A 24773-nucleotide genomic window follows, 5' to 3' on the forward strand; every position below is an offset into this window, starting at 1 on the left:
GGAAAACAATCCGCCAAGGGCGCAAAGGATGTCGCCCTTCGAACGTAACCAAGGGAGGTTTAGACGGATGAAATTCAAGGCTCTCGGACTGGCTGCGCTGGGCGCGGCCGCCATGACGACGGCGGCGGCGCTGCCCGCCGCGGCCGTCGACAAGCAGTTTGTGCCCGGACTGATGTATCGCTCGGGCCCCTATGCGCCGAACGGCATTCCTTTCGCCAACGGCTTCAGCGACTATTTCCGGATGATCAACGCCAAGGGCGGGATCAACGGCGTGGAGATCGAGTACGAGGAATGCGACACCGCCATAACAACGACCGCGGCGTCGAGTGCTACGAGCGTCTGAAGCGCCCCGGCGCGGCGGCCATCACCCCGCTGTCGACCGGCATCACCTATGCGCTGATCGACCGCGCGACGGCCGACAAGATCCCGGTGCTCTCCATGGGCTACGGCCGCACCGCCGGCTCCGACGGTACGGTCTTCCCCTACGTCTTCACCCTGCCGGCGACCTATTGGTCCGGCGCCGACGTGATCGTCAACTACATCGCCCAGAAAGAGGGCGGCTACGAAAACCTGAAGGGCAAGAAGATCGCCCTGGTCTATCACGACTCCGCCTATGGCAAGGAGCCGATCGGCACGCTTGAGGCCCTGGCCGAGAAGCACGGCTTCAGCTTCCATCCCTTCCCGGTCGCCCATCCCGGCCTGGAACAGAAGGCCACCTGGCTGCAGATCGGCCGTCAGGTGCGTCCGGACTGGACCGCCATGTGGGGCTGGGGCGTGATGAACTCCACGGCGATCAAGGAGGCCGCGGCCGTCGGCTATCCGATGGACAAGTTCATCGGTATCTGGTGGTCCGGCTCCGAGCAGGACGTTACCCCGGCGGGCGCCCAGGCGGTCGGCTACAAGTCGCTGAACTTCCACGGCACCGGCACGGACTTTCCGGCAATCCAGGACATCCTGACGCTGGTCCATGATGCCGGCAACGGCACCGGTCCGCGCGAAGAGGTCGGCACCGTGCTCTATAACCGCGGCGTGATGAACGCGGCGGTGATCACCGAGGCGATCCGCACCGCCCAGGGCATCCATGGCGAGAAGCCGCTGACCGGCGAGCAGATCCGCGACGGCTTCGAGGCCCTCAACATTACCGAGGCGCGTTTGGCGGACAAGGGCATGGCCGGCTTCATGGAGCCGATCCAGATCACCTGCGCCGATCACGAAGGCACCGGCCGTGCCTACGTCCAGCAGTGGGACGGGTCGACCTGGGAGCCGGTCTCCGAGTGGGTCGAGCCGAACCGCGAAGGTCTGCTGCGGCCGATGATCGAGGAAGCCGCCGCCGCCTATGCGGCGGAGAAGGGCATCACCCCCCGGACCTGCAACTAGGGGCGATGTCTGGAGCGTTGCGCGGGGGCAGCCGCAAATGGCTGCCCCCCAGCGCCTTTTCACGGCGCGGGGCCGGCAAGTCCGCCGCAGGGTCCGCCGCCCATTCTGAAACGAGAGTCGACGAGATCATGAGCGAAGCCCTCGACCTACAAGCTCAGACGAATCAGACCCAGCCGGATAGTGCTGCGCCGATCCTGGCGGTGAACAACATCGAGGTGATCTACGATCACGTCATCCTGGTGCTGAAGGGTGTTTCGCTGGAGGTGCCGCGCGGCGGCATCGTCGCCCTGCTGGGCGCCAACGGTGCCGGCAAGACGACGACCCTGAAGGCGATTTCGAACCTGCTGCGCGCCGAGCGCGGCGAGGTCACCAAGGGCTCCATCGAGTTCGAAGGCGCGCGGGTCGACGCCCTGACACCCAACGATCTGGTTCGGTCCGGCGTGGTGCAGGTGATGGAGGGGCGCCACTGCTTCGAGCATCTGACCATCGAAGAGAACCTGATGACCGGCGCCTATACCCGGCGCGACGGGCGCGGCGCGGTCGCCGAGGACCTGGAGATGGTCTACGACTATTTCCCGCGGCTGCGCGAGCGGCGCGGCTCCATGGCCGGTTACACCTCCGGCGGCGAACAGCAGATGTGCGCCATCGGCCGCGCGCTGATGTGCCGGCCCAAGATGATCCTGCTGGACGAACCCTCCATGGGTCTCGCCCCGCAGTTGGTCGAGGTGATCTTCGAGACGGTGAAGCGGCTGAACGAGCAGGAAGGTGTCTCCTTCCTGCTGGCCGAGCAGAACACCAACGTGGCGCTGAAGTACGCCCGCTACGGCTACATTCTGGAGAGCGGCCGGGTGGTGCTGGACGGCGATGCCCAGAAGCTGCGCGAGAACGAGGACGTGAAGGAGTTCTACCTCGGCCTCTCCTCCAGCGGGCGCAAGTCCTACCGCGACGTGAAGCACTACAAGCGCCGCAAGCGCTGGCTGTAGCGAGTGTGGCCAGAGGCAATCCACCACCCTTCGAGACGCGTTCCTGCGGACCGCTCCTCAGGGTGAGGTACGATGTTGCAGTGATTGACCTCATGCTGAGGAGCCGGCAAAGCCGGCGTCTCGAAGCGTGCGGTCAATCAAGGCGTTGATGTAAAGGCAGCCTTTTGAGGCCTTATGATGGACAACTACGACGATCTTGAAACGCGGTCTGCCGAGGCGCGCGAGGCGGCCCTGATGTCGGCGCTGCCGGGGGTGGTCGCCAGGGCCAAGCAGACCGCCGGCTTCGGTGAAATCCTGACCGAGGCCGATGCCGCCGTGGTGACCGACCGCGAGGCGCTGGCAGCATTGCCGGTAACCCGCAAGTCGGACCTGATCGAGCGGCAGTCGGCCCAGCCCCCCTTCGGCGGCCTGGCGGCGCTGGCGCCGGGCGAGACGGCGCATATCTTCGCTTCTCCCGGGCCAATCTATGAATTCGAGACCGCGCGCAAGGGCTTCTGGCGTCTGGAACGGGCGCTCTTCGCCGCCGGCTTCCGCGCCGGCGACATCGTGCACAACTGCTTCGCCTATCACCTGACCCCCGGCGGCTGGATGCTCGACGGCGCGGCGCGTGGGCTTGGCTGCGCGGTTATTCCCGGCGGGGTCGGCAACAGCGAACACCAGGTCCAGGCCATCGCCCACCTGCGTCCCTCCGCCTACACCGGCACGCCGGACTTCCTGAAGGCGCTGCTCGACAAGGGGCTGGAACTGGGCCTCGACTGCAGCTCCATCACCCGGGCGCTGGTCTCCGGCGGCGCTTTATTTCCCGAGATGCGTCAGGCCTATGCAGATCGCGGCGTGGCGGTGCTGCAGTGCTACGCCACGGCGGACCTCGGCCTCATCGCTTATGAGTCGGAAGCCCGCGAGGGCATGATCCTGGATGAGGAGATCATCGTCGAGATTCTGCGCCCCGGGACCGGCGACCCGGTGCCGGAGGGCGAAGTGGGTGAGGTGGTGGTGACCACGCTCAATCCCGACTATCCGCTGATCCGTTTCGCCACCGGCGATCTCTCGGCGATCCTGCCCGGTGCCAGCCCCTGCGGGCGTACGGCGCCGCGCATCAAGGGCTGGATGGGCCGCGCCGACCAGGCGACCAAGGTGAAGGGCATGTTCATCCAGCCGGGCCAGGTCGCTGCCGTCGTGAAACGCCACGGCGAGATCGGCCGCGCGCGCCTTGTGGTCTCCCGCGACGGCGATGCCGATGCCATGACCCTGCAGTGCGAGGTTGCGAATGCCGGCGACGCCGGCCTGATCGCCGCCATCACCGAAAGCCTGCAGGCCTGCTGCAAGGTGCGGGGCGCGGTCGAGGCCGTCACCCCCGGCAGCCTGCCCAACGACGGCAAGGTCATCGACGACCAGCGCAGTTACGGGTGACGGCGGGGAGCTGTCATTTAGTCGGCGGACTGCGGGAAGCGGGGACGCTGTTCCCCCTCACCCCTCCCTCTCCCACCAGGGGCTACGGCATTCACGGAATTGCTTCTCTTTGAGGCGATGATGTGATTCAAGCAATCCAGGTTTTTTTGGGGGATCTGGATGGCTGGGTTTGGAGACGTGCGTGTTGCGGGTCGGTCGGAATGGATGATGGACCAGTTGGTGTCGAGCGGCAGTTGCGTATTGCGCAAGGTTGGTGGTGACCGGGCTGGTGAGATGGCGTGCCACCGGTTTTTGTCTTCGCCGCATTCCAGCGTTGCGGCGATCCTGTCCGGCCTTGCGGCCCGGACGGCGGCGGTGTGCGCGGGTCGGCATGTGATCTGCATCCAGGATACGAGCGAGATCAACTTCAAGAACCGCGCGGCCAACCGCCGGGGTTTTGGATGCGGGGCGGATGGCACGAGCCCGGCCTTTTTCCTGCACCCGCTGCTTGCGGTGGACGCCGAGGACGAGGCGGTGCTTGGCCTTGTGGGGGCCGAGATCTGGACCCGGCCGCCGGTCAAGGCGGGCGATCGTCGGCGGCGTGCGCCTTCGGACAAGGAGAGCGGTCGCTGGCTGTCCGGGGCGCGCTGCGCCGGCGAGGGTTTGGCCGGCGCCGCCAGCGTAACCGTGGTGGCCGACCGGGAAAGCGACGTCTACACGCTGTTTGCCGGCAAGCCCGAGGGCGTGGAGCTTGTGGTGCGGGCGCGCCACGACCGTGGCTTGGCGGACGGGGAGAACGAAGCAGACGGGGCGGATGGCCGCCGCCTGTTCGAGGCACTGGCGGCGGAACCTGCGCAAGGCCGGTCTGTCGTGAAGGTCGGCCCGCGTGGGCCGGGCGACAAGGGCCGCGAGGCCACGGTGGAACTGCGGGCACGCCGTGTGCGGATCGTCCGCCCCTCGAGGCTGAAGAAGGCGCATGCCGCAGAGATGGTCGAGATGACCGTCGTCGAAGCGCGCGAGCCCGATCCGCCGGCGGGCAAGGCGGCGCTGCACTGGCGTCTGCTGTCGTCGGCGGACATCGCGCCGCAGCGTGCGGTTCAGCTCTACCGCCTGCGCTGGCGCATCGAGCAGCTGTTCCGAACCTGCAAGAGCGACGGCCTGCGCTTCGACGAAACCCAGATGCACGATGCCGGGCGGCTGATGAAGTTCGCCGCCATGGCGCTCGGCGCGGCGGCCCGCATCATGCAACTGGTCGATGCCCGCGACGGCTCGCGCCGACCGGCGACGGACGCCCTCGACGCCGGCTTTCTGCCCGCACTCCAGGCGATCTCCAAGACGCTCGAAGGCAACACCGAGCGCCAGAAAAATCCGCATCCAGCCGACAGCCTCGCGTTCCTCGCCTGGGTCTGCGCCCGCCTCGGCGGATGGAACTGCTACTACAAACCGCCCGGACCAAAGACCATGAAAACCGGTTGGCAAACCCTCGCAGCACAACTCACCGGATTCGCACTCGCAACAAACATCGAAAATGTGTGAATCCCATAGCCCACCAGGGGAGAGGGAGGGGCCCGCGTTAGCGGGAGGGTGAGGGGGGATGGCCTCGCCGGTTGAATGCCTGCCGCAGCCCCTCAAGACAGAAATCATAATCTCGCCCCATTTGCGGCCAGATCCAACCGCAATCGCCGCCTAGCTTTCTAGCCACGGAGACTTCCCCTCTCTGTCGAGGAGGCCAGCGATCCTCGAGATTATTGCCCCTTAAACGCTGGCAACTATGGGGGCGGCCATGTGCCCCGACCAAGCATGGCCGCCCCACACTTTTCGAAAGCTCCACTTACGGGCGGTCGCGTACCTCACGTCTGTTGAGGCCCCAAGCCAGCGGGACCGCCCGCTTCTTTCCTGCCAATCGATTGAACTTCCGCCCGCCGCTGCCTCTTCGGGGCGTATGGCTACCCCTTTTGTTCAAAATCGCGCCGAAAGCTCCATTGACGCTTTCACTAGATGGCGGCGAGAATTGGGCGAGAGCGAAGCCGCCTGTGCGGCTTTGGGGGGTAACATGGCAATGTTCGCAGCGGCCTGTGCTTTAGGCCTTCTGACCGGATTGCTGATCGGGCTGTCGACGTCGGGGGTTACCGGCTCGGTGGTCTCCGCGGTTCTCGCGATGGCCGCCGGTGTGGTCGCCCTCACCGGTGTGAAAAATCCCTTCCTGCCCAAGGGGGAGAGCGCGGCGCCGCGCAGTGCCGGCCACAACTGGGCGGTCACCGCCTTTGCGGTGATGACCATTGCCGGCCTCGGCAGCGGCCTCTGGGCGCGCACCCACGATTTGCTGTCGCCGACACCCCAGGAAATCGCCGAGCGTTGGCAGGCCATCGGTCTCGCGCCCGAGATTGCCCGGCGCGTTGCGGTTTGGCAGTTGAGCGGCCTCACCCTTTCCACCGAAGGGGAGGTGAGTGCCGAGGCGGCGGAAGGTCCCCTGAAAACCGCGAGCGTGCTGTTTTCCGGAGAGGCGGGCGCGGCCTGCCAGCGCACCGATCCATCGCGTGCGCCCGATGCGGCGGAGGCGCGCAACGCCTGGTCCCTGGCCCCGGCGCCCTGGCCGGCGCTGGCGGCCAGTCTCTCGGAGGTGCCCAAGGAAACCCTGCAGGCCGCCTGGTCCGGCCTTTGTGAGGAATCGCGATGACGAAAGCGACCGCCGCCTGCCTGCTGGGTTCGGTTCTTGTCGGGGGCCTGATGTCGGCCTGGGCGTCTTCCGCAACGGCCAAGCCGTCGGCGGATATCGTGCGGGCCGCCGCGACCTCTGTCGTGCGGGTGACGGCGGAGGGTTGCCCCGGCGGCCAGGGCTCGCGGGTCGGCTCCGGCTTTATCTGGCCCGACCCCTCGACGGTGGTGACGGCGCTGCATGTGGTGGCCGACTGCCGCAGCGTGACGGTGGATTATGTCGAGGCCGGGGTGCAGCGCCGTGCGCAGGCCTCCAAATCCCTGCGCCGTGCCGATCTGGCGTTGCTCGCCGTGGAAAACCCGCCGGCTGTGCCGGCACTGTCGGAAACGGCCGAAGCGGCCGAGCAGGAGGAACTGGCCGCCATCGGCCTGCCGCTCAACGTGCGCAATTGGCAGGAAACCTATGGGTCCCGGGCGCTCAACGTGAAGAAACTGAGCGATATTCTGAATGATGCGTCGCGCCGCCAGATCGAAAACCTCGGCGCGCCGGCCATCAATCTGGAGATCTTTCGCCTGACTGCCGTGGTGAAGCCCGGCTCCTCCGGCGGGCCGGTCATCAACGCCCGCGGCGCTGTCGTCGGCGTGGTCGACGGCGGCCTGGACGGCGGGGCTTCCTCGTTGAACTGGGCGGTTCCCGCGCACCTGTTGCAGGAGCTGGTGGCGAGCGGTGCCAGTGGTGCCGACGTCGGTCTCGGCCCGGCCGCCGAGACGGTCTTCGCCTTCTCGGTCCCGGAAACTGCGCAAGCAGCGGCGCAGGTGAATCGGGACATGACCTGCGGCGGTCGCAACTATTTCCATCTGGCGACCCGCAGCCTGAACGAGATCGTCGATTCCCTGCAGACGCCGGGCACGCTCGACGATCCCCAGGGGTTCGTCCAGGTCGTCGCCGCCCTGGCCGCGGTGGTGCCGGAGAATGATCTCGCGGCGCTCGGCTTTGATCTCTTTGTGGATTCAGAGACCGGTGCGACCGTGGCAGTGCCGGAGACCATGCCGCTCAGCGACGGCGACGGGTTTTGTGTCGCTGAATCGCAGCAAGGCGATATCGCCCTGATCTTTCAGGGGCTGGTCTTCAATCCGGCGGTCACGAATGTTGATTTCGTCTCGAACCAGTTCGTCTTCAACGTCAGCCAGGGGCTCGGCTTTGCCAACTGCCAGGCCGATCCGAGCTTTTCGCAGGTGATGCCGCATGCGCGTGTCGACGGTCTGCTGGCGCGGCGTTTCGCGGCCCTCTGCTATCACCTTCCCAGCGGCGAACAGGCCTACAATTTCGTCGCCCATCTCGGACGCTTGAACTCCTATCTCGGGATCGTGGCCGTCAACGGCGAGTTCTACGACACCGGCGTAGGCGGCGACCCGGATATTACCCGCGATTGGGCCGCGGCGGCTCTGGCGGTGATCATCTCTACCTATCAGATTTGAGCGAGCTTGGGCCGAAAGGCCGGAAGGTTTTGAAACCCTAACCGGCAGCCTGCTGCAGCGAGGCTTCCTCTGCCGCCGGTTCTGCGACGATCCGATAGGCGGGCAGGCGCAGGGTGACCGTGGTGCCTTCGCCCAGCTCGCTCTGCAGGTCCAGGGTGCCGCCGTGCAGTTCCGCCAGCGCCTTGGCCAGCGGCAGACCCAGGCCGGTGCCTTGATGCTGGGAATCGTTGTCGACCTGGCCGAAGACCGAGAGGGCGAGCGGAATGTTCTCGCGCGCGATACCGACTCCGTTGTCGATGGCCTGGAACACGATGCCGCTGCCTTCGGTGGCCCAGGACTTGAGGCAGACACGGCCGCCCTCCGGCGTGAACTTCACGGCATTGGACAGCAGGTTGACCAGAATCTGCGTCAGCCGCCGCTGGTCGGCGCGGATCGCCGGCAGGTCTTCACTATGCTCGAAGCTGAGGGTGACCCCGGCCTCGGTCGCGCGGCCTTCGACCAGAATGCGGACGCCGTCGAACAGCATGGCCGGTGCTATGTCATCTTCCTGAAGGCTCTCGCGGCCCGATTCGACTTTTGAAAGATCCAGGATGTCGTTGATGATGCCGAGCAGGTGCTGGCCCGACTGCCGGATATCGGTTGCGTAGTCGCTGTACCTGCCGATGCCGATCGGCCCCAGTGCCTGTTGTTCGATCATTTCGGCAAAGCCGATGATGGCGCTGAGCGGCGTGCGCAGCTCATGGCTCATCATCGTCAGGAAGGCCGACTTTGCCTGATTGGCGCGGTCGGCGCGGCTGGCCCTTTCGCGGGCCTGCCGCAGACTTTCTTCGAGCTGCTTGTTCTGTGTTTGCGTGAAGGCATCCACGGGGGCCTTTGCACCCAACTGCGCCTGCCGAAGCGCCAGTTCGCCGATCTGCCGGGCCTGGCGCAGGGACAGAAAGACCAGCAGCCCGACGAGAAGGATGAGCAGAACCAGCCCGCCGCCGGTTAGCACCGGCCAGAAGGATGAAACCGCAGCGCCGCCTTCGGTCATGACGGCGATGCTCCCGCGGTTGCGCTGTTTGCCTTGCGCGTCTTCTGCGGAACGCCGATGTCGGCGGCCACGTTCTGGCCGTGCTGCCAGCCTTCCTGGAACTGGTTCTGGTTTACGATGCGCTCGTAGTTTTCCAGCAGCGCATCGATCTCCTTGCGGTCGATGAAATCGGTCCGGTAGACGAGGTTGCGCACCATGCGGTGAAAGCGCCGCTCCTGGCGGCCCATCTGCTTCATGTAGGCGCCGACGAGTCCAACCAGATAGCCGAAGCGATAAAAGGTCTCTTCTTTCTCGGTGAAAGCTTCGTTGGTCTCGTTGATGAACGTGGCGATCAGATCGATGATGGCGTTTTCGCCGGAGATCCCGTCGGAAGTCTCGCCGCCGCGGTTGGGATCGTCGTCTGAAAGAGACTCCAGCTCCCTGATCGCTTTCTTGCGGCGCTCCGCGCCGTCGTCCGAGGACCCTTTTCGCGACCAGTACTGGACCCTTTCGACCACCTCGGCCATGGGCGCCGACTTTACCAGATAGTCGTCGCCCCCGGCGTTCAGGCACTCCAGGATCGTTTCCGGGCTGTCCAGGGCGGTCAGAAACAAAATGGGGCAGGGGTTCATGCCCTGCATTTTGCGAATTCGGGCGCAGGTCTGGATGCCGTCGAGCCGCGGCATCATGACATCCAGGATGATCAGTTGCGGATTGACGATCTTGTGCAGCAGGCTGATGGCCTTTTCGCCGTCGCTGGCATGCATGACCTTGAAGCCGGCGGCTTCGAGCATTTCAGAATAGAGACGGCGCAACTTGTCGTTGTCTTCAGCCAGAATAATCGGTCTTACAGGCACTTAAGGCAGTCCCGGCGATGATGACCCTTACGGCGGGTCTCAGATCGTATAAATCTGCGCAAACAGCCTTAATTTTCCGTTTCGCGTAGCGAATTTAGCTATGTTTTCCGCAACCTTCGCCCGGTGCTCTGTTGTGCGGCGGCGGCGATCTGCTATACCGGCCTCAACTCTCCTCAAGGGCCTGATTCCGAGACATGGCGCTTTTTGAAGCCCGCGACCTGGATTGCCGCCGCGGCGGCCGCGATGTCTTTGCCGGGCTGTCGTTTTCCCTGGCCGCCGGTGGCGCGCTGCTGCTGACCGGGGCCAACGGGACCGGCAAGTCCAGCCTGCTGCGGCTCATGGCCGGCCTGCTGCAGCCTGTCGGCGGCGCTATCCTCTGGGACGATGAGAGCATCGCCGAGGAACCCTCGGCCCATGCCGGGCGGCTTCACTATCTCGGTCACCTGGAGGCGGTGAAGCCGGTGCTGAGCGCCGCTGAAAACCTGCGTTTCTGGGCGGCGCTCAGGGGGCACAGCGCTGATATCGGCGCCGCTCTGGAGCACTTTTCCCTCGCGGCCCTGGCCGAGGTTCCCGGGCGGCTGCTCTCCGCCGGGCAGCGCCGCCGCCTCGCCCTGGCGCGCCTGCTGGCCAGTCCCGCCGAACTCTGGCTCCTGGACGAACCCTCCGTCGGTCTCGACCATGCCTCGGTCGGCAAGCTGGCCGCGGCTATTGCCCAACACCGGGCCGGGGGCGGCCGGGTGGTGGTGGCGACCCATACCGCGCTCGACCTGCCGGACGCCCAGCCCCTGGCGCTTGACGATCTGCCGCCCCCGCCGCTGCCGGAGCTGATCTGGTGAAGGGCTTTCTGCTCATCGTCGGGCGCGACCTGCGTCTGGCCCTGCGCCAGTCCGCCGATGCCTGGCTGGCGGTGCTGTTTTTCGTGCTCACCGGCGCGCTTTTCCCCTTCGGCATCGGGCCCGATGCCAGCCTGCTGAAGGTGATCGCCCCCGGTATCATCTGGGTGGTGGCGCTGCTGGCCGTCCTGTTGTCCCTGGAGCGGCTGTTCCTGGCGGATTATGAGGACGGCAGCCTGGAACAACTGCTGCTCTCGCCTCTGCCGCTGGAACTGGCCATCCTCGGCAAGGTCCTGGCCCACTGGCTGACCACCGGCCTGCCGCTCATCGCGGCGGCCCCGGTTCTGGCGGTGCTGTTCAACATGGATATGGCCGGCCTCGGCACCCTGCTGCTGGCCATGTTGCTCGGCACCCCGGTGCTCAGCCTGATCGGCGCCATCGGCGCGGCGCTGACCCTTGGCGCCCGGCGCGGCGGGGTGCTGATCCCCCTGCTGGTGCTGCCGCTCTATATCCCGGCGCTGATTTTCGGCGTCGGGGCGACGGATTCGGCCCTGGCCGGACTCTCGGCCCGCCCGGACCTGCTGTTGCTCGGCGCCGTATTGCTGGTCATGCTGGTGGTCACGCCCCTGGCTGGCGCCGCCGCCCTGCGCCAGGCCCTGGAATAGCCGTCAAGGCCGGCAAGCGGCGAGGCTGGAATGATCTTTATCAAGGCACTACCTATAGAGAAAGACTAGGACAGGGAAATGCACCGTTTCGCCAATCCGGCCCGCTTCACGCGCCTCGCCGACCGCGTGCTGCCCTTTGTGGCGGCCGGGGCGCTGGTTTGCCTGGGAATCGGCCTTTATCTGGCGCTTTTCGTGGCCCCGCCCGACTATCAGCAGGGCGAGAGCGTGCGGATCATGTACGTCCACGTGCCCTCAGCCTGGATGGCGATGTTCGTCTATGTCGCCATCGCCGTGGCGAGCGCCGTGGCCCTGGTCTGGCGCCACCCGCTGGCCGATCTGGCGGCCAAGGCCTCGGCCCCGATCGGGGCGGGTTTCGCCTTTCTGACTCTGGCCACCGGTTCGCTCTGGGGGCGGCCGATGTGGGGCACCTGGTGGGAATGGGACGGGCGCCTCACCTCCATGCTGATCCTGTTCTTTCTCTATCTCGGCCATATCGCGCTGATGAACGCTTTTGAGGACCAGCAGCGCGGCTACCGGGCCGCGGCTGTGCTGGCCCTCGTCGGGGTGATCAACATCCCGATCATCAAATTCTCGGTGGATTGGTGGTCGACCCTGCATCAGCCGGCTTCGGTTCTGCGCCTGGACGGCCCGACGATCCATCCGTCCATGCTCTGGCCGCTGCTGATCACCGCCCTGGGCTTCAAGCTCTACTATGTAGCGCTGGTCCTGCTGCGCATCAAAAGCGAGTTGATCGCCGCCCGCCTGCGGGCCCTGGATCTGGCGAAACTCAAGGCAACGTAAGGACTTGCCGGACGAAACGGACGTGTTGCTGCGCTCTTCGGTCGCAGTCACGCAAATGTAAATGACGCAACCCGGTGGAATCCTTAGATTTACCGGCAAATGAAGTCCGATAGGACAAGCGCCCGGCATGAAATGACCGGGTCCATAGCCAAAGACCTTCGTGAGAGAAGGATGATGGCAGCAGAAGGATGACGGAGATCGCAGCTTTTTTTGATATGGGCGGCTATGCAGCCTTCGTTTGGCCCTCGCTCGGCCTGACGCTGGTTATCATGCTGGGCCTCGTGGTCCAGACGGTGAGCCAGCTGCGCCAGCGCCAGCGCCGCCTGGCCGAACTTGAGGCCGAGGGCGCCCAGCGGGCGCGCCGCCGCCCCGTCGCGGCGGCGGGGCCGCAGACATGACCCGCAAGCACCGCCGCCTCTATATCCTGGTCGCCGCCCTGCTGGTCTTCGGCGGTGCCGCAGCCCTGGTGCTGGCGGCGCTGGACGAGAACCTCGATCACTTCCGCAGCCCCAGCCAGTTGATCGCCGAACCGCCGCCGCTGGACCGCGGTATCCGTCTCGGCGGCCTGGTCGAGGAAGGCACCGTCCAGCGGTCCGAGGACGGCCTCTCGGTGGTCTTCCGGGTCACCGATCTCAGCGAGTCGGTTGCCGTCGCCTATACCGGTATCCTGCCCGACCTGTTCCGCGAGGGGCAGGGCGTGGTGACCACCGGGAACCTGCAGTCCGACGGCACTTTTGCCGCCCGCGAGGTTCTGGCCAAGCACGACGAGAACTATATGCCGCGCGAAGTGGTCGATGCCCTGAAGGCTTCCGGCCAGTGGCACGACGGAGAAGGGGGCCACAGCGAAGGCATGACGCAATGATCGCTGAACTCGGACACTTCGCCCTCATCCTGGCGCTGCTGACGGCGGTAATCCAGGGCAGCCTCCCGATGCTTGGCGCCGCGCGCGGCCGGGCTGACTGGATGGCGGTGGCCCAGCCGGCGGCGATCCTGCAGGTGGTGCTGGTGGCGCTGTCCTTCGCCGCCCTGACCTACGTCTACGTGGTCTCCGACTTCACCGTCATCAATGTGGTGGAGAACTCCCACTCGGCCAAGCCGATGCTTTACAAGGTGACCGGCGTCTGGGGCAACCACGAGGGCTCCATGCTGTTGTGGATCCTGATCCTGGCGCTCTTCGGCTCCATGGTCGCGCTCTTCGGCGGCAACCTGCCGCCCAGCCTCAAGGCCCGGGTCCTGGGGGTGCAGGCCTGGATCGGTATCGGCTTCCTGCTCTTCACCCTTCTCACCTCCAATCCCTTCCTCAGGGTTTTCCCGGCGCCGCCTGATGGACGCGACCTCAATCCGCTGTTGCAGGACCCGGGTCTCGCCTTTCATCCGCCGCTGCTCTATGCCGGTTATGTCGGTTTCTCGATGGCTTTCTCCTTTGCCATCGCCGCCTTGATCGAGGGCAAGCTGGACGCCGCCTGGGCGCGCTGGGTGCGGCCCTGGACGTTGCTCGCCTGGGCTTTCCTCACCGCCGGTATCGCGCTCGGGTCCTGGTGGGCCTACTACGAACTGGGCTGGGGCGGCTGGTGGTTCTGGGACCCGGTGGAAAACGTTTCCTTCATGCCCTGGCTGCTCGGTACGGCGCTGTTGCATTCGGCCATCGTGGTGGAAAAGCGCGATGCCCTGAAGGTCTGGACGGTGCTTCTGGCGATCCTCACCTTCTCGCTTTCCCTGATGGGCACCTTCATCGTGCGCTCCGGTTTGCTGACCTCGGTGCATGCCTTTGCCACCGATCCGGAGCGCGGCTTTTTCATCCTCGTCCTGCTGCTCATCACCATCGGCGGTTCGCTGCTGCTGTTCGCCCTGCGCGCGCCGGTGCTGAAGCCCGGCGGCCTGTTTTCGCCTATCAGCCGCGAGGGCGGCATGGTGATCAACAACCTCTTCCTGGCCGCGGCCTGCGCCACGGTTTTCCTCGGCACGCTCTATCCGCTGTTTCTTGAAGCGGTGAACGGCAGCAAGGTTTCCGTCGGCCCGCCCTTCTTCAATGCCACCTTCGTACCGCTGATGGTGCCGCTGATCTTCCTCATGGCCCTGGGTCCGCTGATGCCCTGGAAGCGCGCCGACCTGGCCGGTGTGTTTTCGCGGCTGAAGCTGGCCGGCCTTGGCGCCGTCATCGCGGCGGGCATCACGCTCTATCTTGAACAGGGCGGACCGATCCTGGCGGTCGCTGCCATGGGCCTCGTCGGCTGGCTGTTCGTGGCGAGCCTGGTGGAGTGGTCCGACCGCATTAAGCTGTTCCGTGCGCCGCTGGGGGATTCCTGGCGCCGGGCGCGCAACCTGCCGCGCTCCGCCCACGGCATGACCCTGGCCCATGCGGGCATGGCCGTTGCCGCCGCCGGTATGATCGGCGCCTCGGTCTGGAACCTCGAGGAGGTGCGCAACCTGCAACCCGGCGAAAGCATGGAGGTTGCCGGCTACAGCTATCGCCTGGACGGCGTGGAGCAGTTGGAAGGACCCAACTATCTCGCCGACCGGGCAAGCCTCACGGTGACCCGGGACGGCGAAGAGATCGCCGTTCTGACACCGGAGAAACGCCTCTATCCCGTGCAGAACATGCCGACCACCGAAGCGGGCATTCACACCACCTGGGTGTCCGACCTCTATGCGGTGATCGGCGATTCGGACGGCCGGGGCGGCTGGACCGTGCGGATTTTCCACGAACCCCTGGTGCCCTGGATCTGGCTGGGCAGTCTCCTCATGGTGCTCGGCGGCTTTGTTTCGCTCAGTGACCGGCGGCTGCGCATCGGCGCGCCGAACCGTCAGGCGAAGGCCAAGGCGGCGCCCGAACCTGAATCCGGTCCCGGCGGCCACCCCGCGGCGGCCGAGTGAAGAGGGCAGGATGACCCAGCGCCTTCTCTTTCTTCTGCCGGTTCTGCTCTTCGTGGTGGTAGCCGGCTACTTCCTCTGGGGCCTGTCGCCCGATCGGGACCCCCAGGCTCTGCCCTCGGGGATGATCGACAACCCGACCCCCAACTTCGATCTGCCGCCGGTCCCCGGGCTTGAGCAGCCCGGTTTCGCCTCCGCCGATCTGGGGCAGGGCGAGGTGGTGATGGTGAATTTCTTTGCCTCCTGGTGCGTGCCCTGCCGGGCGGAGCATCCCTTCCTGACTGAACTGGCCGAGGAAACCGGGGTGCCGCTCTACGGTATCAATCACCGCGACAAGCCGGAAGATGCCGCCGCCTGGCTGGAGGAGTTGGGCAATCCTTACAGCCGGATCGGCGCCGACAGCGGGCGCGGCGCGGTGGAGTGGGGCGTCTCCGGCGTGCCGGAGACTTTCATCCTGGATGGTGAAGGACGCATCCGCTATCACCATCGCGGGCCGCTGCTTGCCGAGCTGATCGAGCAGGAGGTCGAACCCATGCTGCGCGCGCTCCGCCAATGAAACGTCTCGGATTCCTGCTGCTGGTCCTGCTTGCATTCCCTGTTCTGGCCCTGCCTGCGGCGGCGCTGGAGCCGGACGAGGTTCTGGCCGACAGGGTTCTGGAACAGCGCGCGCGCGATCTCTCCCAGGAAATCCGCTGCGTGGTCTGTCAGAACGAGTCCATCGACTCCTCCAACGCCGAGATCGCGAAGGAGCTTCGCCTGCTGGTGCGCGAACGCCTGACCGCCGGCGACAGTGACGCGCAGGTGCTGGACTATCTGGTGGCGCGCTACGGCGACTTCGTGCTGCTGCGCCCGCCGATGAAGTCGTCCACCTATCTGCTGTGGTTCGGTCCCGCCATCGTGCTGCTGCTCGGTCTGATCGGCGTGTTCTTCTTCTTTCGCCGCCAGACCCCTGCATCCCTGACTCCGGCGGCGCTGAGCGCGGAGGAGGAAAAGCGTCTCTCCCGCCTGCTCGAAGACAGCGAAGGCGCTGCGCCGCATCAGGGGGCTCCGCGCGGTGACGGGGAAGCAGGCCGGTCATGATTTTCTGGCTCCTGGCCGGGGCGCTGACGGCGGGCGTCGTCGCGATCCTTCTGACCCCCCTGATGCGGCGCAGCGATCCCGCGGTTGCGCGCGCAGCCTACGACCAGACGGTTTACCGCGACCAATTGCGCGAGCTTCAGGAAGACCGCCGCCGCGGCCTGCTGAAGGACAGTGAGGTAGAAGCTGCGCGGCGCGAGATCGAGCGCCGGCTGCTGCTTTCAGATGCCGAATCGTCACCGCAGGAAACGGCGGCCCAACAGGCGCCGGGCGCAGGCAGCGCCGGCCGCTGGCTGGCGGTCGCCCTGGTGGTGCTGCTGCTGCCCTTTGCCGGCATGGGGATCTACCTCTATTACGGCAGCCCTGGGTTGCCGGGACTCAGCTTCGCCGAGCGCCAGGACGGCAGCGGCAGAGAGGCCGAGATGCTGGTCGCCCAGTTGGAGCAGCGTCTGGCGGGCAATCCGGAGGACGCCGAGGGCTGGTTGGTTCTGGCCCGCGTCTACGAGCGCAGCGGCCGCTACGAGGGTGCGGCGGAGGCCTATCGGCGGATCATCGCGCTGGGGCGTGGCGGCGCCGAGGTGCAGGCCTCCCTGGGCGAGGTGCTGGTGGCGGCTGCCGACGGCCAGGTCACCCGCGATGCCCGGCTCGCCTTTGCCGCGGCGATCGAGGCCGATCCCGCCAATCCGCGGGCGCGCTTCTATGCCGGACTGGCCATGGCGCAGGATGATCGTCTCGACGACGCGCTCAGTGTCTGGCGCAGCCTGGTGGCCGATGCCCCGCCCGATGCGCCCTGGCGCGCCGTGGTCGAGCAGCAGATCGCCAATGCCATGCAAAGCCTGGGGCAGCCGGCGCCGGGCGGTGATTCCGCCACTGCGCCCCCGCGCGGACCCAGCGCCGCCGATATCGAGGCCATGGAGGCGCTCACCCCGGAGGAGCGGGCGGACTTTGTCCGTTCCATGGTCGAAGGGCTGGCGGCCCGCCTGGAAGAGCAGCCCGACAATCCCGACGGTTGGTTGCGTCTGGCGCGGTCCTACGCGGTTCTGGGTGACGGCGAGGCCGCCGGAAAGGCGCTCGCCCGTGCCGAACCGCTGATCGAGGCGCTGCCCGCCGAGGCGCCGGAGCGGGCCGGTCTTCAGCAGCGCCTGGAAGCCCTGCGGGCTGCGATTCCCTAAAGTTTCAAAGGGTTGCAGGACTCATTCCAGGTTGTATCGGGCAGCGGCTGTATCCGCTTGGGCCGGGAAGGTTTTGCTTGGCATCCCCCACCCGCCTGCCGTACCGTCGAGTGTAAAGCGTCATAAAAGAGACGCAGCAGACAGGGAGCATGAACAAGGTGGCTTTGGCGCAGACGGGGAGCATGCCCGCCGCCTCACCGGCGGCCTTGGTAGCCGAGGACATTCACAAGTCGTTCGGCGATCTTGAGGTTCTGAAGGGGGTATCGCTTACCGCCAAGGAAGGCGATGTAATCGCGATGCTGGGGTCGAGCGGCTCCGGCAAGAGCACGTTTCTGCGTTGCGTGAACATGCTTGAGCATCCCAATTCCGGCCATATTGCAGTCGGCGGCGAGACCCTGCGTCTGGTGCCGGGCAAGCAGGGTGAGGGGCTGGTCGCGGAGGACAAGGAACAGCTCCGGCGCATCCGTTCGCGCCTCGCCATGGTGTTCCAGAGCTTCAATCTCTGGTCCCACATGACGGTGCTGGAGAACGTCGTCGAGGCGCCGATCCAGGTGCTGAAGCGCCCCAAGGCCGAAGCGATCGCCTATGGCGAAGAGATTCTCCAGCGGGTCGGTCTCTACGAGCGCAAGGATTACTACCCGGCGCATCTCTCCGGTGGCCAGCAGCAGCGTGTCGCCATCGCCCGGGCGCTCGCTATGGACCCCTCGGTGATGCTGTTCGACGAGCCGACCTCGGCGCTCGATCCCGAACTGGTGGGCGAGGTGCTGCGGGTCATGCGCAGCCTGGCCGAAGAAGGTCGCACCATGATCGTGGTGACCCACGAGATGGGTTTCGCCAAGGAGGTCTCGACCGAGACCATCTTTCTGCATGAAGGCCGCATCGAAGAGGCCGGGCCGCCGCTGGAGGTTTTCAACAATCCCCGGTCGGAGCGGTTTCGTCAGTTTCTCGAAGGAACCCTGAAATGACGGGTTCTTTCGCTCATCACAAGCAGTGCAAACAAAGAAAGTTCAATGGAGGCAAGTTGTGAAAAAGTTCATCTCTGCGGTTTTCGTGGCCGCGATCGCCTTGGGCGCCGCGCAGGCCGACGCCAAGGATTGGAAGAAGGTCCGCATCGGGGTCGAGGGCGCCTACCCGCCGTTCTCCTCGGTCACCTCCGACGGCAAGCTGGTCGGCTTTGACATCGACATGGCCAACGCGCTCTGCGATCAGATGAAGGTGGAATGCGAATTGGTGACCCAGGATTGGGACGGCATCATCCCGGCGCTGCAGGCGCGCAAGTACGATGCCATCATCGCCTCCATGTCGATCACCGAAGAGCGCAAGAAAAAGGTCGACTTCACCAACAAGTACTATCAGACCCCGGCCAAGTTCGTGCGCAAGAAGGGCTCCGGCATCGAGATCACCAAGGACGGTTTGAAAGGCAAGACCGTCGGCGTTCAGCGCGCAACCATCCACGACAACTTCGTCACGGAAGTCTATGGCGATGCCGTCGAGGTGAAGCGCTACGGCACCCAGGACGAGGCGTATCTGGATATCGCCGCCGGCCGCGTCGATCTCCTGCTGGCGGACTCGGTGGCCCTGGAAGACGGCTTCCTGAAGACCGAAAGCGGCAAGGACTACGAGTTCGTCGGGCCGGACTTCACCGATCCGAAGTACTTCGGCGACGGTGCCGGTATCGCGATCCGCAAGGGTGAGGACGAGCTGGCCGAGATGTTCAATGCCGCCATCGACGCGATCCGCGCCAACGGCGTCTACAAGTCGATTCAGGACAAGTACTTCAACTTCAATGTCTATGGCAGCTAAGGCCGTCATGACCTTCTGACGGGAAAGCGCCACTGTCGCCTTCGGCAGTGGCGCTTTTCGCTTTTTACCGCTGTTTCCCGGTCGAGGGAAAACCGCCTCTAACCAGCAACAGGGCGCCCATGGACGAGCTTTTCGAACGCCTGCCGTTTATTCTCGACGGTGCCGTGATCACCGTCGCGGTGTCGCTGGTTTCGGCCGTGGTCGCTCTGGTCCTGGGGCTTTTGACCGCAACCGCGAAGCTCTCCCGCTCGCGGCTGGCGCGGGCGGTGGCCACGGTCTATACGACCGTGATCCGGGGCGTGCCCGATCTCGTTCTGATGCTGCTGATTTTCTTCGGCGGGCAACTGCTGGTGAACCACATCGCCTATGAGTGGTTCGGCTATGAAGACTACATCGACGTCAACGCCTTTATCGCCGGCACGCTGACCATCGGTTTCATCTTCGGTGCCTACATGGGGGAAACCTTCCGCGGCGCCATCCTCTCCGTGCCGGTGGGCCTGCTTGAGGCCGGCTACGCCTACGGCATGTCGAAGCGGCAGGTCTTCTTTCGCATCCTCATCCCGCAGATGATGCGTCACGCGCTGCCGGGTATCGGCAACAACTGGCTGGTGCTGATGAAGACGACCGCGCTGGTCGCCATCATCGGGCTGAACGAAATGGTGTTCCGGGCCGGGCAGTCCGGTGGGGCGACGCGCGAACCCTTTGTCTATTACCTGGTGGTCGCCGTCATCTTCCTGATCTTCACGACGGTGTCGATCCTGGGCCTGCGTCTCGCGGAAAAACACTACAGCGCCGGCGTCAGGAGGGCTTGAGTCGTGGATTTTTCGCCGATCTTCGAAAACTACCCCCTGTTCCTGGAAGGGCTGGTCAACACCACCAAACTGGTTGTCTCCGCCCTGGCGATCGGTTTGTTGATCGCCGTGCCCCTGGCCATCCTGCGGACCTCCCGCAATCCGCTGGTCAACGGTCCCGTTTGGGCCTTCACCTATTTCTTCCGCGGCACCCCGCTGCTGGTGCAGATCTTCATGATCTACTACGGCCTGGGGCAACTGCAATTCGTCATCGAACTCAGCCAGGACTGGACCTTCCTGCGCGATGCCTACTGGTATGCGCTGCTGGCCTTCACCCTGAATACCGCCGCCTATACGACGGAGATCATTCGCGGCGCCATCGAGGGGACACCCTATGGCGAAGTCGAGGCCGCGCGCGCCTGCGGCATGTCCAAGAGTCAGACCTATGCCGGGTGATCCTGCCCAGCGCCTTCCGCCGCGCGCTGCCGGCCTACTCCAACGAGGTGATCTTCATGCTGCATGGCTCCGTCCTTGCCAGCGTCATCACCATCGTCGATCTGCTGGGCGCCGCCCGCATCATCAATTCGCGCTATCTCGCGCCCTACGAGGCCTTCCTCTCGGTGGCGGCCATCTATCTCTGTTTCACCTTCCTGATCGTCGGCGGGTTCAAGCTGTTGGAGAACCGCTGGTTCGCCCATCTGCGCCCGCGCGAGCAGACCACGGGCAAGAAACAAACCCAGCCAGCCTGAAGTCTTTTGGCGAATTGGAAGCGGAGGGGTTGGTGGAGCTGAGGGGAATCGAACCCCTGACCTTCGCATTGCGAACGCGACGCTCTCCCATCTGAGCTACAGCCCCTCACCCTGGGCGCCACGGGCCGCCGGGGCGGGGTGGCATGGGATCCGCCTGGGGCAACCGGGAAAAGGCCCGAAAACTCCCGCAGGCGGGCGGATAATGTGGATAAGGCCCTTTTCTGTCAAGCGAAGCCTTGATGGCGGATTAGCTGGTTTCGCAACGCCTTGTTTCTGGCCAAACCCGGCGATAGGGTATCGCTCACTGCTTACCGAAGCCTTTCCATCATGCTGTAAGAGGTTGCAAACAGCGGCCAATGATCATTCTGAATCCCATCTTCAATATCATCCAGATCGCGCTGAACCTCTATCTCTGGGCCATCATCATCTCAGCCATCATGAGCTGGCTGGTCCACTTCGGCGTGATCAACACCCGCAACCAGTTCATCAGCATGGTCGGGGAGTTCCTCTGGCGCATCACCGAGCCGGCCTTGCGGCCGATTCGCCGCTTCATGCCGAACCTGGGCGGCATCGACATCTCGCCGATCATTCTGATCCTGGCGATTTATTTCGCGAGCGATGTGCTCGCCAATATCCAGTACAGCATCAACGCAGGTGGTCTCTGACTCCACGCCCTTCCGAGCCGCCGCCGGGGGTCTGCTGGTCAAGTTGCGTCTGCAGCCCGGCGCCAGCCGGGACCGGGTAGACGGGTCGACGGCCCTGGATGACGGCGCCGTGGTGCTGAAGGTCCGGGTCACGGCGGCGCCGGAGGGCGGCAAGGCCAACGCGGCGCTGATCAAACTGCTGGCCAAAACCTGGAAGCTGCCGAAGTCTTCGCTCAGCCTCGTCGCCGGACAGACGGCGCGGCGCAAGACGCTGCTGGTTTCCGGCGACGCCGCGGCGCTGCGGCCCCGGCTCGAGGCTTGGCTGTCGGCGCTGCCCAAGGCCTGAAGACCTGTCACCAGTGACGTCGGTTCTGTGGCTCTGGACGGCGGATTCCGACAGGTCTAGAACGTCAGGCTCGGGTCAACTGTCCGCCGGGATGTTCAGTTGCCGGCTTCAGTAGAGGGAGTGCCAGCCTTGAGTGACACAACGCTTTCCGCCGCCCGCATCGACGGCAAGGCCTTCGCCCAGGGCCTGCGCGGCCGGGTCGCGGCCGCTGTGGAATCCCTGAAGCGCGATCACGGCCTGACGCCGGGCCTGGCCGTGGTGCTGGTGGGTGAAGACCCGGCCAGCCAGGTCTACGTCCGCTCAAAGGGCAAGCAGACGCTGGAAGCGGGGATGAACTCCTTCGAGCATCGCCTGCCGGACACCGCCAGCCAGGAGGAACTGCTGGCCAAGGTGGCGGAACTGAACGCCGACCCGGCGGTTCACGGCATTCTGGTGCAACTGCCGCTGCCCGGCCAGATCGATACCCAGACGGTGATTGCCGCCATCGACCCGGACAAGGACGTCGACGGCTTTCACGTGATCAATGCCGGCCGCCTGATGACCGGCGGGTCGGGGGCCGAGGCCCCGATGGTGCCCTGTACGCCGCTCGGTTGCCTGATGCTGCTGAAGGACCGGCTGGGCGATCTCAGCGGCCTCAATGCCGTGGTGGTCGGGCGCTCCAACATCGTCGGCAAGCCCATGGGTCAGTTGCTGCTGGCGGAAAGCTGCACCGTCACCATCGCCCACAGCCGCACCAGGGATCTGCCGGCGGTTTGCCGCGGCGCCGATATCCTGGTGGCGGCGGTCGGCCGGCCGGAGATGATCAAGGGCGACTGGGTGAAGCCCGGCGCCACGGTGATCGACGTCGGCATCAACCGCATCGAGGCTGAGGGCGGGAAAACACGCCTCGTCGGCGATGTCGCCTTCGACGAGGCCGCGGCCGTGGCCGACGCCATAACGCCGGTGCCCGGCGGCGTCGGCCCCATGACCATCGCGGTACTGCTGGCCAACACCGTCACCGCCGCCTGCCGCCAGAAAGGCCTGGCGGCGCCTGACCTGAACGCTGGCTAGGTCTGATCCGACATAGGTCAGGCTGGCCAGCCTGTCCCGTGCATCATCGTCATACTCGGGCTTGTCCCGAGTATCCATGGTCCGATCAATTCGGACCCTTTCCTCGCAAGACCCGAGACGCGACGGGATGGGCCCTCGGGACAAGCCCGAGGGTGACGGATTAAGGTGTTTCTTCAGACTTTGGGTCGTCGCCGGGAAGGGCGAGGCGGATCAGGCCCTTGATGGGGGCCTGAGGGTCCTGCGGCTGACCGCGGCGCAGGATCACGATGCGCCCGGAGCGTGCCAGGAAGAGCGCCTGCTGGCGCACCGCATTCAGATATCTGCGCCAGACATCCGGCGGATCGCTTTTCTTGCGGCGGGATTCGGCGAAGGCCTTGGCGACCTGGTCGGGGCTCAGGCTGTGGTCCGGCCCGCCGGCGGCCAGGAGGTCGAGAATCAGGCGCGCGACGGGGTCCAGGGGCGCCGATTCGACGGGGTTCTCCGCTGGCGTTTCCGCGCTGCTTTGCGGTTCTGCTTTGCTGTTCATCGGCGCTGCTTAGCACGGCGTTTCGGCAAGGTCCCGCGCTTTTGCAGCACAGGCGGCCGGATTTGCGCCTCTTGGTCTGGACGATGCCCTTCGTCTCCCCCATATTCCAGCGATGCTTGGGACCATGAACGCGCTGATCGCCGCCACGGCCCTCTTTGTCGGGGGGCATTTCCTGTTGTCCAGTGCCGCGCTGCGCGGGGCCCTGATCGCCCGTCTTGGCGACAACATGTTTCGCGGGCTCTATTCACTGGTCATGCTGGGCTCCTTCACCTGGATGCTCTTCGCCTACGGTGCGGCCCCCTATGCCGCGCTTTGGGTGACCCCGATAGGCCTCTACTGGCTGCCGGTAATCGTGATGCCCTTTGCCGCCATTCTGATCGTCGCCAGCCTGACCACGCCCAACCCGACCATGGTCGGGGGCGAGCGTCTGCTGGCCGACGGCACCGGCGCGCCCGCCGTCGGTATTTTTTCGATCACCCGCCACCCCATGCTTTGGGGCACCGGCCTCTGGGCGGTCTCCCACCTTCTGGTCAACGGCGATCTGCCCTCGCTTGTTCTGATGGGCGGCATCGCGGTGCTGAGTTTCGCCGGGATGGTCCATATCGACAGCCGGCGCGAAGCCGCCCTGGGGGCCGCCTGGGGCCCGATGAAGCTGACCACCAGCCGGCTGCCTTTCGGGGCCGTGCTCGCCGGGCGGACCAAGGTCGATTGGCACGGCATCGGCTGGTGGCGTCCGCTGCTGGGTCTGGTGCTGTATCTGGGCCTGATGCACATCCACATCTACGCCTTTGGCGTTTCGCCCCTGCCTTAGACCCCTTGCCTTAGGGCCGTTGACGGCTGGCCGGCGCCGCTGCGGCGGAATGCCGCCCTTGGCAGGGCCCGGATTCTCACCACGTCTGGAGGACAGGGAGTGCAGTCTGCCCGTTCCTCTTTTATGGGAGTCCTGCCATGGCCGACCAATGCGATCTTCGGATACACCATGATCCCCGCGGCTTCTCGGATCGTTTCGCGCTTTTGACGGTAAAGCTGCTGCGCCGTCTGATGGACCTGTTTTTCCGCAAGCGCTACGGCCATCGCGCGGTGATGCTGGAAACCGTGGCCGCCGTTCCCGGTATGGTCGGCGGCGCCCTGCAGCACCTGCGCGCCCTGCGCCGGATCGAAGACGATCACGGCTGGATCCGGACCCTGCTGGACGAGGCGGAGAACGAGCGCATGCACCTGATGACCTTCATCCATGTCGCCCGGCCCTCGCGGCTCGAGCGGCTGATGATCTTCGTTGCCCAGGGCCTGTTCTATAACGCCTATTTCCTGCTCTACCTGATCTCGCCGAAGACCGCCCACCGCGTCGTCGGCTATCTGGAGGAAGAGGCGGTGGTGTCCTACACCCGCTACCTGGCGGAAATCGATGCCGGGCGCCTGCCCAACGGTCCGGCGCCGCAGATCGCCATCGATTACTGGGATCTGCCGGCGGATGCCGACCTGCGGGCGGTGGTGGAGGCGGTGCGCGCCGACGAAGCGGGGCACCGCGACGTGAACCACGATTTTGCCGACGAACTCGCGGGTTCGGCTCCGGCGAAGCCGCAGCCACGGCTGAGCGATGCCGCCTGAGGCCGTGGCTTCGGGCCCGCAGAGCAGTCTTAAGAGCAATTTTTTACAAGGGCTTCGCAGGCCGCCTGCGCGCCGGGCCCGGGTT

At 65.5% G+C, this 24773-nt stretch carries 27 protein-coding genes, 1 tRNA gene and 1 pseudogene; 25 read left to right on the forward strand and 4 right to left on the reverse strand.

Translation table 11 applies throughout. The annotated features are described in order from the left end of the window. The first annotated feature begins 172 nt into the window (after window positions 1-172). The 6 genes and pseudogenes from ACP146_RS25065 (at window position 173) to ACP146_RS25090 (ending at window position 7883) form a co-directional block, all read left to right on the forward strand. Window positions 173-1377 (forward strand): annotated as a pseudogene (locus ACP146_RS25065) (ABC transporter substrate-binding protein). Between the two features lie 128 nt (window positions 1378-1505). Beyond that, window positions 1506-2360, forward strand: coding sequence for an ABC transporter ATP-binding protein (locus ACP146_RS25070; RefSeq protein ID WP_422369489.1), 855 nt, complete (start codon window positions 1506-1508; stop codon window positions 2358-2360). A 174-nt stretch (window positions 2361-2534) separates the two neighbouring features. Beyond that, window positions 2535-3770 carry a phenylacetate--CoA ligase family protein gene (locus tag ACP146_RS25075; protein ID WP_422369490.1) on the forward strand — a complete coding sequence of 412 codons (1236 nt, stop codon included), beginning with the start codon at window positions 2535-2537 and terminating at the stop codon, window positions 3768-3770. Between the two features lie 159 nt (window positions 3771-3929). Continuing rightward, the gene (locus tag ACP146_RS25080; RefSeq protein WP_422364713.1) at window positions 3930-5285 is read left to right on the forward strand and encodes an IS4 family transposase; all 1356 of its coding nucleotides are present in this window, start codon (window positions 3930-3932) and stop codon (window positions 5283-5285) included. A gap of 517 nt (window positions 5286-5802) precedes the next feature. Next, window positions 5803-6426: a hypothetical protein gene (locus ACP146_RS25085; protein WP_422369491.1), complete on the forward strand. Its 624-nt coding sequence runs from the start codon at window positions 5803-5805 to the stop codon at window positions 6424-6426. After that, complete coding sequence (locus ACP146_RS25090; RefSeq protein ID WP_422369492.1) at window positions 6423-7883, forward strand: S1 family peptidase; 1461 nt, start codon at window positions 6423-6425, stop codon at window positions 7881-7883. The genes ACP146_RS25085 and ACP146_RS25090 overlap by 4 nt, the downstream gene beginning before the upstream one ends. A 37-nt stretch (window positions 7884-7920) precedes the next feature. Here the strand turns inward: ACP146_RS25090 and ACP146_RS25095 are convergent, their stop codons facing one another. After that, window positions 7921-8916: a sensor histidine kinase gene (locus tag ACP146_RS25095; RefSeq protein WP_422369493.1), complete on the reverse strand. Its 996-nt coding sequence runs from the start codon at window positions 8914-8916 to the stop codon at window positions 7921-7923. Then, window positions 8913-9752, reverse strand: coding sequence for a response regulator (locus ACP146_RS25100; protein ID WP_422369494.1), 840 nt, complete (start codon window positions 9750-9752; stop codon window positions 8913-8915). Before ACP146_RS25100 ends, ACP146_RS25095 begins: the two co-directional genes overlap by 4 nt. Window positions 9753-9946: 194 nt before the next feature. Here ACP146_RS25100 and ccmA point away from each other — a divergent pair, with 194 nt between their 5' ends. The 14 genes from ccmA to ACP146_RS25170 all read left to right on the forward strand — a co-directional run bounded on the left by ccmA (window position 9947) and on the right by ACP146_RS25170 (window position 20514). Beyond that, window positions 9947-10588 carry a heme ABC exporter ATP-binding protein CcmA gene (ccmA, locus tag ACP146_RS25105; protein ID WP_422369495.1) on the forward strand — a complete coding sequence of 214 codons (642 nt, stop codon included), beginning with the start codon at window positions 9947-9949 and terminating at the stop codon, window positions 10586-10588. Beyond that, window positions 10585-11250, forward strand: coding sequence for a heme exporter protein CcmB (gene ccmB, locus ACP146_RS25110; RefSeq protein WP_422369496.1), 666 nt, complete (start codon window positions 10585-10587; stop codon window positions 11248-11250). Before ccmA ends, ccmB begins: the two co-directional genes overlap by 4 nt. 78 nt (window positions 11251-11328) lie before the next feature. Beyond that, the gene (locus ACP146_RS25115) at window positions 11329-12051 is read left to right on the forward strand and encodes a heme ABC transporter permease (RefSeq protein ID WP_422369497.1); all 723 of its coding nucleotides are present in this window, start codon (window positions 11329-11331) and stop codon (window positions 12049-12051) included. A 188-nt stretch (window positions 12052-12239) separates the two neighbouring features. Next, entirely contained in the window at window positions 12240-12449 is a 210-nt protein-coding gene (gene ccmD / locus ACP146_RS25120) for a heme exporter protein CcmD (RefSeq protein WP_422369498.1), read from the forward strand. Continuing rightward, window positions 12446-12913: a cytochrome c maturation protein CcmE gene (gene ccmE / locus ACP146_RS25125; protein ID WP_422369499.1), complete on the forward strand. Its 468-nt coding sequence runs from the start codon at window positions 12446-12448 to the stop codon at window positions 12911-12913. The genes ccmD and ccmE overlap by 4 nt, the downstream gene beginning before the upstream one ends. Next, on the forward strand, window positions 12910-14925 hold the full coding sequence (locus tag ACP146_RS25130; RefSeq protein WP_422369500.1) for a heme lyase CcmF/NrfE family subunit: 2016 nt from the start codon (window positions 12910-12912) through the stop codon (window positions 14923-14925). The genes ccmE and ACP146_RS25130 overlap by 4 nt, the downstream gene beginning before the upstream one ends. A 10-nt stretch (window positions 14926-14935) precedes the next feature. Next, window positions 14936-15478, forward strand: coding sequence for a DsbE family thiol:disulfide interchange protein (locus ACP146_RS25135; RefSeq protein ID WP_422369501.1), 543 nt, complete (start codon window positions 14936-14938; stop codon window positions 15476-15478). Continuing rightward, complete coding sequence (locus ACP146_RS25140) at window positions 15475-16002, forward strand: cytochrome c-type biogenesis protein (protein WP_422369502.1); 528 nt, start codon at window positions 15475-15477, stop codon at window positions 16000-16002. Before ACP146_RS25135 ends, ACP146_RS25140 begins: the two co-directional genes overlap by 4 nt. Next, a complete protein-coding gene (ccmI, locus tag ACP146_RS25145; RefSeq protein ID WP_422369503.1) occupies window positions 15999-17171 on the forward strand; it encodes a c-type cytochrome biogenesis protein CcmI in 1173 nt (390 codons plus the stop codon). Before ACP146_RS25140 ends, ccmI begins: the two co-directional genes overlap by 4 nt. A gap of 182 nt (window positions 17172-17353) precedes the next feature. Continuing rightward, window positions 17354-18136: an ABC transporter ATP-binding protein gene (locus ACP146_RS25150; RefSeq protein ID WP_422369699.1), complete on the forward strand. Its 783-nt coding sequence runs from the start codon at window positions 17354-17356 to the stop codon at window positions 18134-18136. A 58-nt stretch (window positions 18137-18194) separates the two neighbouring features. Further along, the gene (locus ACP146_RS25155; protein ID WP_422369504.1) at window positions 18195-18974 is read left to right on the forward strand and encodes an ABC transporter substrate-binding protein; all 780 of its coding nucleotides are present in this window, start codon (window positions 18195-18197) and stop codon (window positions 18972-18974) included. Window positions 18975-19093: 119 nt separating this feature from the next. After that, window positions 19094-19786 (forward strand): ABC transporter permease, encoded by a 693-nt coding sequence (locus tag ACP146_RS25160; RefSeq protein ID WP_422369505.1) that lies wholly within the window; start codon window positions 19094-19096, stop codon window positions 19784-19786. Window positions 19787-19789: 3 nt separating this feature from the next. Continuing rightward, on the forward strand, window positions 19790-20221 hold the full coding sequence (locus ACP146_RS25165) for an ABC transporter permease subunit (protein ID WP_425032976.1): 432 nt from the start codon (window positions 19790-19792) through the stop codon (window positions 20219-20221). Beyond that, window positions 20218-20514, forward strand: a complete 297-nt coding sequence (locus ACP146_RS25170) for a hypothetical protein (protein ID WP_425032977.1) — start codon at window positions 20218-20220, stop codon at window positions 20512-20514. Before ACP146_RS25165 ends, ACP146_RS25170 begins: the two co-directional genes overlap by 4 nt. Before the next feature lie 30 nt (window positions 20515-20544). Here the strand turns inward: ACP146_RS25170 and ACP146_RS25175 are convergent. Continuing rightward, window positions 20545-20620 (reverse strand) — tRNA-Ala (locus ACP146_RS25175). Between the two features lie 250 nt (window positions 20621-20870). Here ACP146_RS25175 and ACP146_RS25180 point away from each other — a divergent pair. The 3 genes from ACP146_RS25180 to folD all read left to right on the forward strand — a co-directional run bounded on the left by ACP146_RS25180 (window position 20871) and on the right by folD (window position 22554). Beyond that, a complete protein-coding gene (locus ACP146_RS25180) occupies window positions 20871-21179 on the forward strand; it encodes a YggT family protein (RefSeq protein ID WP_422369507.1) in 309 nt (102 codons plus the stop codon). Further along, window positions 21169-21504: a DUF167 domain-containing protein gene (locus ACP146_RS25185; protein WP_422369508.1), complete on the forward strand. Its 336-nt coding sequence runs from the start codon at window positions 21169-21171 to the stop codon at window positions 21502-21504. Before ACP146_RS25180 ends, ACP146_RS25185 begins: the two co-directional genes overlap by 11 nt. Before the next feature lie 129 nt (window positions 21505-21633). Next, window positions 21634-22554, forward strand: a complete 921-nt coding sequence (gene folD / locus ACP146_RS25190; protein ID WP_422369509.1) for a bifunctional methylenetetrahydrofolate dehydrogenase/methenyltetrahydrofolate cyclohydrolase FolD — start codon at window positions 21634-21636, stop codon at window positions 22552-22554. 160 nt (window positions 22555-22714) lie between these two features. On the opposite strand, the gene ACP146_RS25195 is transcribed toward folD, so the two are convergent. After that, complete coding sequence (locus ACP146_RS25195; RefSeq protein WP_422369510.1) at window positions 22715-23080, reverse strand: DUF3253 domain-containing protein; 366 nt, start codon at window positions 23078-23080, stop codon at window positions 22715-22717. A 124-nt stretch (window positions 23081-23204) separates the two neighbouring features. Between ACP146_RS25195 and ACP146_RS25200 the strand changes: the two genes are divergently transcribed. Together ACP146_RS25200 and ACP146_RS25205 are read left to right on the forward strand one after the other, a co-directional pair. Then, complete coding sequence (locus tag ACP146_RS25200) at window positions 23205-23891, forward strand: NnrU family protein (protein ID WP_422369511.1); 687 nt, start codon at window positions 23205-23207, stop codon at window positions 23889-23891. Between the two features lie 137 nt (window positions 23892-24028). Further along, on the forward strand, window positions 24029-24688 hold the full coding sequence (locus tag ACP146_RS25205; protein ID WP_422369512.1) for an alternative oxidase: 660 nt from the start codon (window positions 24029-24031) through the stop codon (window positions 24686-24688). The last annotated feature ends 85 nt before the right edge of the window (window positions 24689-24773 follow it).

It is taken from the genome of Pelagibius sp. (assembly GCF_965249265.1).
GTDB lineage: Bacteria > Pseudomonadota > Alphaproteobacteria > Kiloniellales > Kiloniellaceae > Pelagibius.

What these genes read in the sequence shown, in the direction of transcription:
- ACP146_RS25160 (WP_422369505.1), top strand. Translation starts at nt 19,094, where the DNA reads ATGGACGAGCTTTTCGAACGCCTGCCGTTTATTCTCGACGGTGCCGTG.
- ccmA (WP_422369495.1), top strand. Translation starts at nt 9,947, where the DNA reads ATGGCGCTTTTTGAAGCCCGCGACCTGGATTGCCGCCGCGGCGGCCGC.
- ACP146_RS25200 (WP_422369511.1), top strand. Translation starts at nt 23,205, where the DNA reads ATGAACGCGCTGATCGCCGCCACGGCCCTCTTTGTCGGGGGGCATTTC.
- ACP146_RS25090 (WP_422369492.1), top strand. Translation starts at nt 6,423, where the DNA reads ATGACGAAAGCGACCGCCGCCTGCCTGCTGGGTTCGGTTCTTGTCGGG.
- ACP146_RS25150 (WP_422369699.1), top strand. Translation starts at nt 17,354, where the DNA reads ATGCCCGCCGCCTCACCGGCGGCCTTGGTAGCCGAGGACATTCACAAG.
- ACP146_RS25075 (WP_422369490.1), top strand. Translation starts at nt 2,535, where the DNA reads ATGATGGACAACTACGACGATCTTGAAACGCGGTCTGCCGAGGCGCGC.
- ACP146_RS25080 (WP_422364713.1), top strand. Translation starts at nt 3,930, where the DNA reads ATGGCTGGGTTTGGAGACGTGCGTGTTGCGGGTCGGTCGGAATGGATG.
- ACP146_RS25115 (WP_422369497.1), top strand. Translation starts at nt 11,329, where the DNA reads ATGCACCGTTTCGCCAATCCGGCCCGCTTCACGCGCCTCGCCGACCGC.
- ACP146_RS25135 (WP_422369501.1), top strand. Translation starts at nt 14,936, where the DNA reads ATGACCCAGCGCCTTCTCTTTCTTCTGCCGGTTCTGCTCTTCGTGGTG.
- ACP146_RS25205 (WP_422369512.1), top strand. Translation starts at nt 24,029, where the DNA reads ATGGCCGACCAATGCGATCTTCGGATACACCATGATCCCCGCGGCTTC.
- ACP146_RS25070 (WP_422369489.1), top strand. Translation starts at nt 1,506, where the DNA reads ATGAGCGAAGCCCTCGACCTACAAGCTCAGACGAATCAGACCCAGCCG.
- ACP146_RS25180 (WP_422369507.1), top strand. Translation starts at nt 20,871, where the DNA reads ATGATCATTCTGAATCCCATCTTCAATATCATCCAGATCGCGCTGAAC.
- ACP146_RS25140 (WP_422369502.1), top strand. Translation starts at nt 15,475, where the DNA reads ATGAAACGTCTCGGATTCCTGCTGCTGGTCCTGCTTGCATTCCCTGTT.
- ACP146_RS25095 (WP_422369493.1), bottom strand. Translation starts at nt 8,916, where the DNA reads ATGACCGAAGGCGGCGCTGCGGTTTCATCCTTCTGGCCGGTGCTAACC.
- ACP146_RS25195 (WP_422369510.1), bottom strand. Translation starts at nt 23,080, where the DNA reads ATGAACAGCAAAGCAGAACCGCAAAGCAGCGCGGAAACGCCAGCGGAG.
- ccmI (WP_422369503.1), top strand. Translation starts at nt 15,999, where the DNA reads ATGATTTTCTGGCTCCTGGCCGGGGCGCTGACGGCGGGCGTCGTCGCG.
- ACP146_RS25130 (WP_422369500.1), top strand. Translation starts at nt 12,910, where the DNA reads ATGATCGCTGAACTCGGACACTTCGCCCTCATCCTGGCGCTGCTGACG.
- ccmD (WP_422369498.1), top strand. Translation starts at nt 12,240, where the DNA reads ATGACGGAGATCGCAGCTTTTTTTGATATGGGCGGCTATGCAGCCTTC.
- ccmE (WP_422369499.1), top strand. Translation starts at nt 12,446, where the DNA reads ATGACCCGCAAGCACCGCCGCCTCTATATCCTGGTCGCCGCCCTGCTG.
- ACP146_RS25085 (WP_422369491.1), top strand. Translation starts at nt 5,803, where the DNA reads ATGGCAATGTTCGCAGCGGCCTGTGCTTTAGGCCTTCTGACCGGATTG.